This window comes from Desulfomonilaceae bacterium (genome assembly GCA_041662605.1).
Taxonomy (GTDB): domain Bacteria; phylum Desulfobacterota; class Desulfomonilia; order Desulfomonilales; family Desulfomonilaceae; genus CAJBEZ01.
In genome coordinates, this window is sequence record JBAZSD010000002.1 from 286,196 (window position 1) to 301,135 (window position 14,940).

Genomic DNA, 14,940 nt, shown 5'->3' on the forward strand with positions numbered 1-14,940 from the left:
AGGCTCAGAAAATATTACTGTGGCGCCTTATCCCTAGAAGGGAATGTCATCCTCCGGAGCGGAAGGATAATAACCTGATTTGTCATCTGTCTTCTGCTTTGCGCCTCCGCCGGACGTTGGGCCGGCGGATGAATGGCTTTTCCTGCCCGCGTCTTCGGATGTCCTGGAGGGTCCAGGAGCGTTACCTCCAAGCAAGATTATGTCATTGGCCACAATTTCGACGGTGACTCGTTTTTTGCCGTCCTGGTCTTCCCATTCTCTGCTCTGTATGCGTCCCTCGACATATACCTGTTTGCCCTTGCTCAGGAATTCCCCACAGATTTCTCCGAGGCGTCCCCAAGCGACTATTCTATGCCACTCTGTTTTCTCCTGGTCGTTTCCTTCTTGATCTTTCCATCTTTGGGAAGTGGCGAGCGAAAAAGTCGCGACCGCTCTTCCCGCCCCGGTGTATCTAACCTCAGGGTCCTTACCAACATTTCCCAGAAGAAGAGCTTTGTTTAGAGACCTCTGGGCCATAATCGTCTCCTCCCTGTTTGTAATTAAAGGTACAGGAAAAAATTTGCCGAATGCTCTCCAGAAAGGTTATCCTCTATGAAATTAAGTATACTTGTCAAGTTTAAAGGCTTAATAAAGCTCCACAAGGAGGAGCGAACTGACTATCAGGCGCCGAATCATTGATTTGCTGCGACAGGGACCTATAACGGCCAAGGACATTTCTCGGTTTTTGGGGATTCCGGAGAAAGAGGTGTATCTTCATCTACCTCATATCGAGAAATCATTGCATACCGGCCGAAGTGTGATAGGCGATCCGGCGCGCTGCCTGGACTGCGGATTCATTTTCAAGAAAAGAGACAGGCATACAACCCCGGGTCGATGCCCCGTGTGCCGTTCGGAAGCCATACAGCCTCCAGTATATTGTTATCCTGAAAAGCTTTCCAGGAAAAATCATCGCATACCTGAACCTGCAAACAAAAACTCAACTTCTACCCACCCCACTTCAGAAAGGCAGTTTAATATGTCCGGCGCCATTTTTAACAAGGAAGATAGCGACAACATTTGTGAATTCGAGGAGGATCATTTGATCCCCGAGCAGGAAAAGCGAATTCGAAACGTAATCGAGGCCATGGTGAGGTCATGCAGTGATGACAAGACAGTAGATCACGTGGGCGCCGCGCTAATCCCTTCCAAGGACGAGATCATTCGCATCCTGGGAATTCTTCAGGATGTGCTGTTTCCGGGCTTTTTCGGAAGACAAGAGCTAAGCGCTTCGACTCTCGAATACCATCTCGGCTATGAATTGACGGAACTTTATGAGGCTTTGTCCGCCCAATTATCCAGGAGCATCAGACACGAGTGTCGGAGGACTGACAGTCTTTGCGTAAAATGCATTCAGAAAGGGCGAGAAGAGGCTGTGCTGTTCATGGAAAAACTTCCAGACTTGAGATGGGCTCTATCTCTTGATGTAAAAGCTCATTTTGATGGAGATCCGGCCGCCAAGAGCCTTGATGAAATTGTTTTTTCCTATCCAGGTTTGTACGCTATCTTTGTTTACAGGGTGGCTCATGAATTGTTTCTCAGAAATATCCCCCTGATGCCCAGAATCATGACGGAACACGCTCACTCATTAACGGGTATAGATATTAATCCTGGAGCCACAATAGGGAAGGAATTCTTTATTGACCACGGTACCGGTGTAGTCATTGGAGAAACTACCTACATAGGAGACCGTGTCCGAATCTACCAGGGGGTAACCCTCGGCGCATTGTCCGTTCCCAGAGGTTCTGAGGGAGGAAACGCGTTAAGAGGTCGCAAACGGCACCCTACTATAGAAGATGATGTGACGATATACGCTCAGGCGACCATATTGGGAGGAGATACTGTAATTGGCGCTCGGTCTGTTATAGGCGGAAATGTCTGGCTTACGTCTTCCGCCCCTCCGGACACCACGGTCCTGATAGAGCCGCCCACTCATGTTTTTAAGGCTGACAGAGATAAATGAGCGAGTCCTGCTTTTGCCTCAGAGGCATTAGTTAGAAAATGTTTTCGAGTATTGATGACCAATGATGTTTTTGTTAGAATGAATAAGCTAGAATGAATAAGTTAAGTTTGAATTAGATTATTTAGTATAATGGAGAAGAGCTTTGGCAAAAATTTATTATGATCAGGACGCGGATCCTTCTTTTTTACAGGGCAAAACAGTCGCCATTATTGGCTATGGCAGCCAGGGACACGCGCATGCCCTCAATCTGTCCGATTCCGGCGTAAAAGTTATTGTTGGATTGCATAGATCGAGCCGTAGATGGGATAAAGTCAATCAGGACGGTCTGGAAGTGATGGAAGTCGATAGGGCCACAAAACAGGCCGACATTATAATGATTCTAGTTCCTGACGAACTCCAGGCCGCTGTGTATCGGGAAAAAATCCAGCCGAATCTAGGCAAGGGGAAGGCTTTGGTTTTCGCTCACGGATTCAACATTCATTTTGGTCAGATAGAACCGCCGTCCGATGTGGATGTTTTCATGGTGGCTCCTAAAGGGCCTGGGCACCTGGTCCGCAGAATGTATAAGACTGGTTTCGGCGTGCCGGCTTTGCTTGCGGTATATCAGGACGCCACCGGAGAATGTAGAGAAGTCGGCATGGCTTACGCCAGGGCGATTGGGGCCACAAGAGCGGGGCTGATAGAAACCAGTTTTGGTGAAGAAACCGAGACGGACTTGTTTGGAGAACAGGCTGTGTTGTGCGGTGGCGTTACAGCTCTGATTCAGGCGGGTTTTGAGACATTGACCCAGGCTGGCTATCAGCCTGAAATAGCGTATTTTGAATGTCTTCATGAATTAAAGCTAATAGTTGACTTGATTTATGAGGGCGGGATAGGGAGGATGCGTTATTCAGTTAGTAATACAGCCGAATATGGGGACTTGACAAGAGGCCCCAGAATTGTGACAGAGCAAACACGACAGGAAATGAAAAAGATTTTAGATGAGATCCGTTCAGGTGAATTCGCTAAAGAGTGGATTCTTGAGAATGCCGCCGGCAGACCCGTTTTTAGGGCCAAAGAAAAACTCGGAGAAGAACATCCGATTGAGAAAGTAGGCGGCGAATTAAGGTCAATGATGAGTTGGATCTCGTCGGGCCTGGAAGAAAAATGATCTAATATTGGCGCCTTTCGTGGGGTCCAATTATTTAGCGCGGGCAGGGACGGTAAGTTAGACCCTGCCCTTTCCGAACACAGGATTTTACAAAACCAAATTATAATAAGGCGCGTGTCGCATCTCTTTTTTTGAGTCAGGACTCGGCGCCGCGATAAATCTTTTTTGTTTGATGATTCATGACCCTCGCAGAGGCGTAGTGAACTTTTTGTGACGCGTCTGATCGTGCGAATTTATGGAGGTTGAAGTGTTTCGACGCAAGTACTAAAACTTTTTTCAGAAAGGCTCTTTCCAGTTATGATCAAGAGTATTCGAATCAGGAATTTTAAAAACTTCAAGGAAGCCGAATTTGAAGTAAAGCCCCTGAACATATTTATTGGGCCGAACGGAACAGGGAAGTCAAATTTGGGCAATTTCCTGCTCATGTTGAGTTTTCTGTCTTCGGGTCCTTTCAGCAGCGCATTCGGTCCAGGTCCTTTTACCTTTCGGCAGACTTTGAGTCGAAAGCCGAGAGATACGGTAGACAATCAAGACATTGATCTCAACTTTGAGATAACCTTGGAAGTAGAAGGAATAAATTACACCTATCGCCTGATTTTTTCCGAAATAAGAAGAAATGAGTATCTGATCAAGGAAGAAACACTTCAGGAAGTTCAAGGTGAAATACTCTTTACAATTAATGACGTGAAAGCTAGAGAATCGAAGATGGCCCAGATGAGGAAGGGGCATGCGTGGAACGACGCCGAAAAGAGAATCAGATCTGTAGCTCAATTCCTGTCAAAAATAAAAAGATATCGATTTGTTCCAGACCTAATCAAAAAACCCTCCCAGGTTCAGGATTCCTATCTTTTGGATCATACCGGTGAAAATCTTGCAGCCGTGATTTATTATCTTGAAAAAAATTATCCGGAAAATTTCCATAAAACCATTCAGGAGGTCAAAAGAGCGGTTCCCGGGATCAAGAGAATTTTCACTCCACACCTCGGGGATCCTGGTCAGGTAGGCATAGGCGTTGAGGAAAAAAGCAAAACAGGCTATTTTGTTGGACCCCAGTTGTCAGACGGATTTCTTGTTTTTTTGGCGCTTTGCACTCTATTTCATTTGCCGGATCAACCGAGAATTTTTTTTATCGAAGAGCCGGAAACATTTCTCAATCCTAACCGTCTCAGAGCGCTCTATGGTTTGATGCATCGCTATGCGAACGATAATCCGAATAAACAAATACTTATGAGTTCCCATTCTCCCTATTTTGTGGACTGGTCTGATAACGCGCCTGAAGAATTAACACTGATGCTTGAAAATGATGGTTGGGCTGAACTTCGTAATCTTGGAGGCGTGACGGACTTGAGATCCTTTCTCGAGGAAGACCCATGGGGCCGTGATTGGGTAGCAAAGTTTTTCAGGGCTGATTTCGCCGACGAGCCACTTCCTGAAATTGATCTCAAAAATGTGGAGAAACAGGAACAAGGAACTCGCGATTCTGGAATGGAAGGGATGGATCAGTAGCAGATGGCCTCACTAAAAGCTTTGAAGAGCTAAGTGAAGGGCTTTGCTTCGACGATCCGAGCATTTGACCTGATTCAATTCCAGATTCTGATAGACAACGCAGTGTGGGACATTTCGGGAGAATCTCACGTAAACTTCGACTCCGGAAAATTGTACATTTTGACACGAAACATCTAGCAGAATTATAAAGAACATGTTAATCAATAAGTTCGATATCTTTCTAAACCGACACCCGGCAAAGATTAAATCATAATCATAAAAAGGAGCGCTGAGATGGGCTTTTTGCAGATCTTGACTTATTTGAGTGGCCTGGTTTTCGTGATCGGATTCGCCGCAAAACTGTTGAAATATGCGACGATGCCGATGCATGTACGGTGGGAACTATATCCAATACCCCATGAGGGCAAGGAATGGGGTGGGTCATTTTATGAAGAAATAGACCATTGGAAGAAGACTCGCCACATAGACCACATGGCTCAGTACAGATTTATGGTCCCGGAAATACTTTTCATCAGGGCTTTGCACGAAGATAACAGATCACTGTGGTATTGGTCCTTCCCTTTCCATATGGGACTGTATCTCTGCATTGGCGGACTAGTTTTTCTCGGGCTGGGAGCGCTTGTCCAAATATTCGGAATGGCGCCTGAAAACTCAGCGTTGGCAAGCTTACTTCAATCACTGACAACCGTTTTCGCTGTTCCAGGTTACATTCTAGGAACCATAGGAGTTGTTGGACTCACAGTGAAACGCATGACAGACTCAGGCCTGGCGGATGTATCGGCCGGAATCGATTTCATGAATCTGATATGGCTTGGATTATTATTCGTTACGGGTTTCATCGTATGGCTCCAGGATCCAGGGTTCCTAGTTTCAAGAGCTTTCTTTCAAAGCCTGATAACGTTCGGCCCAATGACTGAACCCATGGGAGCGATTCATGTTGTGAATTTGTTACTGTTCATCGGTTTTTGGGCTTACTTCCCGTTTACCCATATGACACACATGGTTTCAAAATATTTCATGTGGGACAAAGTCAAGTGGGATGATGATCCCAACAAAGGTGACGCCGGTATGGATTCCAAAATAAAGAAATATCTTGCCTACCCCGTTACCTGGGCTGCGGCGCATGTTGGGGCTGAGGGAGGCAAAAAGAATTGGGCTGACGTTGCCACCAGCAACCCTTGGGAAAACAAAGATCAGAAATAATTGGAGGATCCAATATGAGACCCGAAGAAATATCCAAGAAAACAGAGCAACTTGTCACTATAAATACTGAGGACCTGCCTCCCCTGCCCTACCCGTATGAGAATTATGAAGAAACCCCGATAACTCCTCTAAAGGAAGAGCAGAAAAAGAAATGGGAACATTCCCTGGATGGCGTAAGCGCTTTGACTCTTCCCAAACCCGAAACCCCGGAAGAGGAAGAGCGTCTTGTAAAAGCGTTTTTGAGCGGCTTAGGAAAGCTGATGACCAAGGAGAATAACTGGACCTTCCTTCAGCCTCTCATGCTATCAATGGAATACTGCGCCAAGTGCCAAACATGCGCAGACGCTTGTCCCGCCTTCGAAATGAGCGGGCGAAAAGACATATACAGACCGACTTTCCGGGCTGATGTTGTGCGTAAGATAGCAAAGAAATATTTGAGCAAAGGTGGAAATATCCTGGCCCATTTCAGAGGCCACGACATAGATCTGAACTGGGATACCGTAGCCAGGCTTGCGGAATTATCTTATAGATGCACACTCTGCAGACGCTGCGCGTCCGTGTGCCCGGTTGGTGTTGACAACGGTCTGATGAATCATGAACTCCGAAAGATTTTCAGCCAGGAAATGGGAATTGCAGGACCTGAGATTCATGAAAAGGGATCTGTAAAACATCTGAAATTCGGATCCAGCACCGGAATGACTACGGCGGCTGTAGCCGACATCATTGAGTACCTCGAGGACGATATTGAAGAAAAAACGGGTAAGAAAATCAAGATTCCTTTGAACAAAAAAGGAGCTGAGATTCTTCTGATTCACAATGCCGGCGAATTCATGGCATGGCCTGAAAATCCCATGGCGTTCGCCATACTTTTCGACGCCGCCGGCATAGATTATACTCTGTCCACAGAGTTGGCAGGCTATGACGCTGTCAATTACGGGCTCTGGTATGATGACGTCCAGTTTGCCCGTGTGGCTTTAAAGCACCTGGAAATAGCTCGTGACCTAGGGGTCAAGAAGATTGTTATCGGAGAATGCGGGCACGCCCATAAGGCCCTCTCGGTTATTGCCGACAGGCTTCTACCTGGCGCGCAAATGATACCTCGTGAAAGTTCCTACACGCTTCTTAATGAAATCGTCAAATCAGGAAAGATCAAGTTCGACCCGTCCAAGAATGACTTCCCTGTGACATTGCACGATCCTTGTAATGTCGTCCGACTAATGGGTATTGTGAAGCCTCAAAGAGAAGTTCTGAACGCCATATTCCCTCCTGGACGATTCAGAGAAATGGAGCCACATGGAGTAGAAAACTATTGCTGTGGCGGTGGTTCCGGTTTTGCTATCATGAGTTCCGGAAACTTCCCTGATTGGAAACGCCTTGTCTCCGGCCGTAAGAAATTGAGTCAAATTCTTAACGCGTTTCAGGGAGAAATGGACCCGTCGATTAGAAAGATGGTTTGCGCTCCATGCTCAAACTGTAAAGGTCAGATTAGAGACATGCTCGAGAGCTATGAGGTTTTTGAAAAAACCGGAATCTGGTACACTGGTATGGTGGAATTGATGGTCAACGCAATGGTCGACCAGAAGAAACCTTTCCTCGAATGGCCGGGGGATGAGGATGACGACGATTAGGCCTCGTTAGAAATTGAAAAAGGTCGGCTCATTTTGAACCGACCTTTTTTGTTTCCGGGCCTTGAGAATTATTTCTCTGTTTTCTCGCCGCACTGATCAAGAAGCTTCTTCCATCTACTATTAATCTTCTCCTGAATCTCCGTGGTCAGACTTTCATCAAGGTGGCGATACCGTCCCTGTCCCTTGAAGTATTCGGACACCGGTTTGAGTTCTTTAGGTTTGCGGTTCAGTTTCCATATTCCCTGTTCAACTTCATAAAGTGGAAAAACGCCTGAATCAACCGCAAGTTGCCCGTATTCAATGGCCTTGTTGGGTTGAATTCGCCATCCGGTCGGGCAAACAGACAAAATGTGTATATAAGAAGGACCTTGGATTTCCTTTGCCTTTTGAACCTTTTTCTGAAGATCAGTGAAAAAGGAAGGACACGCTGTTGCCGTGTAAGGGATTCCATGAGCCGCCGCTATGGCTACCATGTCTTTTTTCCACGTCATTTGCCCGGCGGGGGCGTTTTTCCCTGCTGGCGACGTTGTGGTGGTTGCCCCGAACGGAGTCGACGATGACCTCTGAATACCGGTGTTCATATAGGCTTCGTTATCCACACAAACATATATGACCTTATGACCACGCTCCATCATTCCTGACAACGCTTGAAAACCTATGTCGGTGGTACCGCCGTCGCCTCCCATGGCCACAATTGTTATGTCTTTGTCGGGAACTCTTCCCTTGCGTCGGAGCGCTTTGAGACCTGACTCAACACCGGAAGCGACTGCGGCCGCGTTTTCAAAAGCAACGTGGATCCATGGCACATTCCAGGAAGTCAGCGGATAGGGAGAAGAGATTATCTCCATGCAGCCGGTTGCCATGGCCAGTATCATGTCCGGCCCAATCGCCTTCAACACATGCCTCACGGCGAGGACCTCCGCGCACCCCTGGCAAGCGCGATGACCGGAGCTAATATATTCTTCCAAAGAGAAATTTTTAATTGGTTTGATGACCTTCTTTTTTTCAGTCTCAGCCATATTGCTCTCCCATCAGGCGGCGCTAACTTCGCACACCGAAAATGTTGTATCCGTAGTTTGTGTCTACCAGAGCCGATTCCACCATCTTGATTACGTGATCCGGCGTGACATCTCTCCCGCCTAACCCGGCTATTATGTTGTGAACATTGGGTCGATCAGGTTCGTGATACATAATCGATCTGATTTCAGAGGTTACCGGAGCGTTTGCGGCTCCAAATGACACTGCCCGATCCAGCACAAGCACATCCTTGGCCCCTCTTAGGGCTTTTTTGATATCATCTACAGGTAAAGGCCTCCACAATCTCAATTTCACAAGCCCTACTTTCTTGCCATCTTCTCTCATTTTATCAACCGCCAGAGAAGCTGTCTCACAGATAGACCCCATTGCCAAAATGATCGTATCAGCGCCTTCTGTTTTGTAACATTCAACCGGCGAATATTTTCTGCCGGTCAATTCCGCCAATTCATCCCAGCCTTGTTTGATCACCGGGTATGATTTCCATAGGGCCTCGTCCTGCGCCTTCCTTGCCTCAGTGTATATCTCCGGCATCCCAAATGCTCCCATGGATACTACTTTGCTGGGATGAAGAGTGTACAACGGCTTGAATGGGGGAAGATATTTCCCGACCATTTCCTTACTCCAGAATTCGATCGGTTCTATCACGTGGGTAAGGTTAAAACCATCTACGTTAATCATTACCGGCAAAGAGACCCGAGGATCTTCCGCCACTCTGAAAGAATGGAAAATGGCGTCATAAACCTCTTGTCCGTTTTCGCAGAAAATTTGAATCCAGCCCGAGTCACGAACCATCATGGTGTCGGAATGATCATTCCAAATAGACAAAGGGGCGCTCAAGGCGCGATTTGCCAGGAGCATTACAATAGGAAACCTCATTGAGGACGCTATGAACACTATTTCCGCCATCAGCGCCAATCCTTGCGCCGACGTCGATGTGAAGGTTCTTGCGCCCGCGGCTGATGATCCACAACAGACGCTCATTGCAGAGTGTTCAGACTCCACAGGCACGAATTCCGCATCAAGCTCTCCCGAAGCGCACAACTCAGACAAATGCTCAACCACATGGGTTTGCGGGGTTATAGGATAAGCCGCCACAACGTCGACATCACAGAGGCCAACGGCGTCCGCAGCAGCGATTGAAACTTCGACACCTACTTTACGGCCCATCGCTAATCCTCCTCCATAGTTATGGCGTTTACCGGACATTCGTTGGCGCAAATCCCGCATCCCTTGCAGTAATCATAATTCCAGACAAATACGTTCTTATCAAAATCGGGGGAGATTGCGGCATCCGGGCACATAACAAAACATCTCCAGCATCGAATACATATGTTCTCATCATAATTAGGTTTTTGCGAACGCCATGTTCCCGTATGGTAGCATGACGCGTTCCCAGGTTCAGTGATGACACAGCCGGCTTCTATGTCAAGCCAGCTAATTTGTTCCATAGGTTTAGTCACAGTCACCTCCATTAACAGACGCATTTATGCGATTCATTTTCAGTCGGTTTACCCCGCCGCCACTTATTTTTCGTAAATTTCCGTCTCTTCGAAAGCCCTTTTCATTGCCTGAATATTCCTGGCCGCGATTTTACCGAAACGTTTGTTAAAGGGTTCGATTAATGAATCCACACTTAGGACTTTCGCCGCTTTGACCAGAGCCCCGACCATCGTAGTATTGGTTATTGGCAGCCCGATTACTTCTTTTGCTATTTTGGTAGCGTCCGTTACAGCTAGCCTTCCTTTAAAAGAAATCTGTTTCCGAATGTTCTCAGGACTCTCCGAAGAATTGATTATCAGAATCCCTTCTTTGCTGAGACCTTCCGTAGGATTAGCAATTTCTAACAAGGAGGGGTCGAGAACGATTACGACGTCAGGATTATAAACCTTGGACCTTAATCGAACCGGCTTGTCATCCACTCGAGCGAACGCCACCACGGGCGCTCCTCGCCGCTCAGGACCGAAACTCGGGAAAGCCGTAGCGAATTTTCCGGTGTTAATAGCAGCCTGGGCAACCAATTCGGCGGACGTCACAGCGCCCTGCCCCCCTCTGCCATGGAATCTCATCTCAATCATATTGTCTCCTTCTTAGTCAAAATCCGGGTCATCTCTAAGTCTCGCTTCTCTGAAATTAAAAGATTTTATCTGTTCGTTGAGGATTTCAACACAACTTATTATATTAAGTTTCGCCTGTGAGAGATCGAGTATTTCAGAACTCAACAGATCTTTTTTCTGAAGATGAACTTCTATTCGTTCATTCAAAAGGTTCAGATGTCTCAAATCAACTTTGAAAAAATCTTCCTCACCCGCTTCCACAACGTTTTCGTCAGATATTGTCTGGATCAATTTGAGATCCCATTCGTCGGCTTTTTTCCACCTGGCGATAGTCGCCGGATGCACCCCCATTTTCTTTGCCATTTCTTTGTTTGTAATTCTTCCCCGGTCTTTGAGAAAATTTCTTTCAGCGTTTTTTCGATCCTGATTCTTTTTCATCTGGGTTTCGGAAGCCTTTACTTAACCATCATTATGTTTGCCAAATTTTAATTATTATCAAAAAATAGGTCACATGATCAATTTAATAATTCAGATTTCCTGGGTCCACCTTAATAAAATAAAAGGCCTTTCATGATTATAGACGAGTCTTTTTTGAAGAATCTTCCCACCAGCCCGGGCGTATACCTGATGGAGGACCGAAACGGCAAGGTCATTTATGTGGGTAAAGCCGCAAATCTTCGAAACAGGGTTAGGAACTATTTCTCAAAGAGTGGAGATGAAAGACTCAAAGTTAGGCTACTTGTTCAACACATCACAAATATCAGGACCATTCTGACTAACACAGAAAAGGAGGCCCTGTTACTCGAAAACAACCTTATCAAGGAACATCGACCAAAATACAATGTTGATCTCAGGGATGACAAGTCTTATTTTTCACTGCGGCTAAATATCTCTCATAAATATCCAAGGCTTAACTTGATCAGAACACAGAAAATCAAACCCGATGGCGAAAAATATTTTGGCCCGTATTCGTCAGCCAGAGACGCTCGTATTACGCTTCATCTCATCCGTAAGATTTTCCCTTTGAGACAGTGTTCTGATCGTCAGATAGCGACAGCCAAGAGGCCATGTTTAAATTGTCAGATGAATAGATGCCTGTGCCCGTGCATGGGAAGAATTGATCCTGAAGAATATCGGAGAATGGTGGAAAACGTTACTCTACTGCTGGAAGGCAAAAATGAGGAAGTGATAAAGGCTCTCAGACGAGAAATGGAAGAGGCCTCGGAAAAATTGAAATTCGAAGAGGCGGCAAGAATCAGGGACCGTTTATACGCTGTGGATCGAACCCTACAAAGACAGAATGTTTCTTTTTTCCATTTTAAGGACGAAGACGTTGCAGTTGTTTTGGAAGAACCGCCCAACACCTTTGTGGTTGAGATTCTGTCATTCAGAAAAGGGAATCTCATTTCTGAAGAATCATACATAGTGAGAAGTTCGACTCTGGAACAACATGAAGTCTTGACCTCTTCAATTAAACAGTTTTACGACGACTCAGCAGCGATACCCGGGGAAATAATTGTTCCAACAAGGCTGGAGCGCCAGGAGATAATAGAGTCCTGGCTAACGGATCTGAAGGGTTCGAGGGTGAAAATCAGGGTGGGACAACGGGGAACTGCCGCTCGACTCGTCGGGCTGGCTCTGAAAAACGCCAGGATGGCCCTGGAAAGAGAGAAGCAAAAGAAATCGGCCGAAAACGCTATGGATCGATTAGCCGTCAAGCTCAAGATATCGGAGCCTCTCAGGTTGGTCGAATGCTATGATATTTCAAATATTAGTGGATCTGAGCCTGTAGGCGTTAAGGTCGCTTTCCTGGATGCCAAGCCCCTAAAATCGGCGTACAGGAAGTTCAAAATACGTGACTTTGAAAATCAGGATGATCCGGGCATGATCAATCAAGTCATCTCAAGACGAGTAAGCCACAAGGATGATGATCCCTTGGGCGATTTACTGGTCATCGATGGAGGAAAATCGCAACTTAACGCTGCGGTGGCCGGCTTGCAGGATCTGCCCCAGAAAAACAGACCGGCGCTGATATCGATCGCCAAGGCTAGAGAAGCCGAGGACATAGATAAAATATTCGCGCCCAACAGAAAAAATCCTCTGACATTCCCCAGAGGGGATTCCTGTCTCTTGATGATAATGAAAATCCGTGATGAAGCGCATCGATACGCTCATTCGTTTCACACAAAAAGAAGGGCTAAAACACTCCTTCGTTCAAGTCTTGATAGCGTTGCGGGAATTGGAGAAAAAAAACGAATTATTTTACTGAAAACGTTTGGAAGTCTTAAGGGAGTTTTGGAGGCAACAGACGACCAACTTCTAGGCCTCCCAAGCATTACTGCCCGGGATGTAAAACGGATCAGGGAATATTTTGAGGAAACGGATTCAAACGGGCCGTCGGCGACAAAACCTTCAAATTGAATCAGCGAGCGCCTTTGCGTCATTATCCAATTTTTCAAGACCAGTTACCTTATAGGAGTCGAAAAATTTTGAAAGCATTAAAATCAGTAGAAATTTTCTATGATGTCATCTGTGAAAATTGCGATTCTTTTGATGAAGGACAATGTTGTAAGGAATTTCCTCCTATTCCAGTCGGAAAAGACAACAAATGTGGCGAAGGAGACTGGTCATTTAGGGGAAACGTCGTTAATTTCCGTCAAATTTGTTTAGAATTAGTACCTTCTGGTTTTGTAACTGATGTCGAAGATGTAGAATGTAAAAATTGTATTTATTATGACCCATCAAGAGAAGAATGCCATTTTCATAGACAGAATGTTTACAAATCAGCCCCCGATGATTGGTGTGACAATGGGGCATGGCTGTATCAAGAAAATGATGATGAGGTTACTCTTGTTTCTTTATCTTTTTTTTACCCAAATGATTGAGGGTTAGGATGCTCAAGAAAACAAATGATGGTCGGTTTTGTGACTTTTATTCGTAGAAGTCTGTAATTCAGAATTTCATACCAAAAAAAATGCCCGTTACGCAACGGGCTAAAGTAAGGATTAGGGGTTATTATCTCGACGCCCAAACAAACATGCTATTGAGATGTTGTCAAGTTTTTTTAAACAATAGTCTCTACTTATTTCAACTGACTGGTATATAAAAATAGTTTAGTAATTTAATATTACAGACAAATATTTGTAGATAATATTGTTTTAAATTTTTGTGGTGTGCTCTATGCCAGCTATTCTTTTGGACGGGATAACTTATGTTTGCTGAGGTAATGACGGCTGCCTCAGCGTTAATACCCTCTCAGACCTAATTAACATTGTCCAATCGGCGATGTCATGGTCGGCTCAGAACAGCCTCGAGCAGTGAGAACCAACCTCTCGGATCGGAGTACCAACGACTCACTTTCATCCCCGCGTCACGAATCATCTTTTCTGCGCCATCCCGACTGAATTTACAGCAAATCTCCGTCCGAATAGTTTCCCCTTTTCTCAGGACGAAGGACGCAGCGATGGCTTTGACTTCTACCCAAATGTCTCTGTTGGCTCGAAGATGCATTTCGACGCGTTCATCTTCACTATTAAAGAATGCGACGTGGTCAAAGGAATCCGGTTTAAAATTTGCCCGCAACTCACGATTGATGACGAGCAACATATTCTTGTTGAATTCGGCTGTGAGGCCTTGCGAATCATTGTAAGCAGCCTCAATGATTTCGATCGGTTTGACCATGTCCAGCCCGAGTAAAAAACGATCGCCAGGATTGAGAGTCGCGGCCACACTTTTTAGAAAAGACGACGCTTCCCGCTCGTTCAGGTTGCCGATGGTGCTGCCGAAGAACAGAACAAGCTTGGGGCGGTTCGATTGCACACAATGTAGGTCGCAAGTAAAATCCGCCACAATTCCATTGACTTTGAGTTCCGGGTAGAGGGTTGTCAGTTCGGCCGCGGATTTCGTCAAAGCTGAAGCGCACACATCCACCGGCATATATCGGACATTGGTTCTACCCCGGCGTCCCAAGGCTTCGAGCAATGTCCGGATTTTCCAGTTTGCCCCGGATCCCAATTCTACGAGATCGCCATGCCCTATCCCTCGGACTATTTCCTTTGCATGATCGCAGAGCAACCGCAGTTCAATTTTCGTCGGATAATATTCAGGAAGATTGCAGATGAGTTCAAAGAGCTTCGATCCACGGGCATCGTAGAAATACTTACTTGGTATGTATTTCTGTTGGGCCCTCAGACCCGCCAGAACATCGCAAGCCATTGTGTTGGTAGCGTCTTCCTCTAACCGGTTTGGGGCAGTGAGTCCCGTTAAAGCAGAAGATGCTCGCATAATGTATATACGCTCCTTTTCAACAGTCGCGATCACGAAGCCTTTACCTGGTCTTTCAACGCTTCATCACTATCTGAA

General features: G+C 46.0%; 14 protein-coding genes. 7 read left to right on the forward strand and 7 right to left on the reverse strand.

Annotated features, from left to right (window positions below; translation table 11 throughout):
- Positions 1–33 precede the first annotated feature (33 nt).
- Entirely contained in the window at positions 34–516 is a 483-nt protein-coding gene (locus WC647_02695; GenBank protein ID MFA6221203.1) for a single-stranded DNA-binding protein, read from the reverse strand.
- A 229-nt stretch (positions 517–745) separates the two neighbouring features.
- Here WC647_02695 and epsC point away from each other — a divergent pair, with 229 nt between their 5' ends.
- The 5 genes from epsC to WC647_02720 all read left to right on the forward strand — a co-directional run bounded on the left by epsC (position 746) and on the right by WC647_02720 (position 7,486).
- Complete coding sequence (gene epsC / locus WC647_02700; GenBank protein MFA6221204.1) at positions 746–1,999, forward strand: serine O-acetyltransferase EpsC; 1,254 nt, start codon at positions 746–748, stop codon at positions 1,997–1,999.
- Between the two features lie 142 nt (positions 2,000–2,141).
- A complete protein-coding gene (ilvC, locus tag WC647_02705) occupies positions 2,142–3,149 on the forward strand; it encodes a ketol-acid reductoisomerase (GenBank protein ID MFA6221205.1) in 1,008 nt (335 codons plus the stop codon).
- A gap of 297 nt (positions 3,150–3,446) precedes the next feature.
- Complete coding sequence (locus WC647_02710) at positions 3,447–4,655, forward strand: AAA family ATPase (protein ID MFA6221206.1); 1,209 nt, start codon at positions 3,447–3,449, stop codon at positions 4,653–4,655.
- A 273-nt stretch (positions 4,656–4,928) separates the two neighbouring features.
- Positions 4,929–5,858 carry a respiratory nitrate reductase subunit gamma gene (locus tag WC647_02715; GenBank protein ID MFA6221207.1) on the forward strand — a complete coding sequence of 310 codons (930 nt, stop codon included), beginning with the start codon at positions 4,929–4,931 and terminating at the stop codon, positions 5,856–5,858.
- 14 nt (positions 5,859–5,872) lie between these two features.
- Positions 5,873–7,486, forward strand: a complete 1,614-nt coding sequence (locus tag WC647_02720; protein MFA6221208.1) for a (Fe-S)-binding protein — start codon at positions 5,873–5,875, stop codon at positions 7,484–7,486.
- A gap of 68 nt (positions 7,487–7,554) precedes the next feature.
- On the opposite strand, the gene porB is transcribed toward WC647_02720, so the two are convergent.
- The 5 genes from porB to WC647_02745 all read right to left on the reverse strand — a co-directional run bounded on the left by porB (position 7,555) and on the right by WC647_02745 (position 11,016).
- Complete coding sequence (gene porB / locus WC647_02725; GenBank protein ID MFA6221209.1) at positions 7,555–8,505, reverse strand: pyruvate synthase subunit PorB; 951 nt, start codon at positions 8,503–8,505, stop codon at positions 7,555–7,557.
- 22 nt (positions 8,506–8,527) lie between these two features.
- Positions 8,528–9,691, reverse strand: a complete 1,164-nt coding sequence (locus tag WC647_02730) for a transketolase C-terminal domain-containing protein (protein ID MFA6221210.1) — start codon at positions 9,689–9,691, stop codon at positions 8,528–8,530.
- Between the two features lie 2 nt (positions 9,692–9,693).
- A complete protein-coding gene (locus WC647_02735; GenBank protein MFA6221211.1) occupies positions 9,694–9,984 on the reverse strand; it encodes a 4Fe-4S binding protein in 291 nt (96 codons plus the stop codon).
- Between the two features lie 63 nt (positions 9,985–10,047).
- Complete coding sequence (locus tag WC647_02740; GenBank protein ID MFA6221212.1) at positions 10,048–10,599, reverse strand: 2-oxoacid:acceptor oxidoreductase family protein; 552 nt, start codon at positions 10,597–10,599, stop codon at positions 10,048–10,050.
- Between the two features lie 12 nt (positions 10,600–10,611).
- Positions 10,612–11,016 (reverse strand): hypothetical protein, encoded by a 405-nt coding sequence (locus WC647_02745; GenBank protein ID MFA6221213.1) that lies wholly within the window; start codon positions 11,014–11,016, stop codon positions 10,612–10,614.
- Between the two features lie 132 nt (positions 11,017–11,148).
- Between WC647_02745 and uvrC the strand changes: the two genes are divergently transcribed.
- A complete protein-coding gene (gene uvrC / locus WC647_02750; GenBank protein ID MFA6221214.1) occupies positions 11,149–12,999 on the forward strand; it encodes an excinuclease ABC subunit UvrC in 1,851 nt (616 codons plus the stop codon).
- Between the two features lie 68 nt (positions 13,000–13,067).
- Entirely contained in the window at positions 13,068–13,463 is a 396-nt protein-coding gene (locus tag WC647_02755) for a hypothetical protein (GenBank protein ID MFA6221215.1), read from the forward strand.
- A 403-nt stretch (positions 13,464–13,866) separates the two neighbouring features.
- Here the strand turns inward: WC647_02755 and egtD are convergent, their stop codons facing one another.
- Complete coding sequence (gene egtD / locus WC647_02760) at positions 13,867–14,862, reverse strand: L-histidine N(alpha)-methyltransferase (protein MFA6221216.1); 996 nt, start codon at positions 14,860–14,862, stop codon at positions 13,867–13,869.
- Positions 14,863–14,940: the final 78 nt, after the last annotated feature.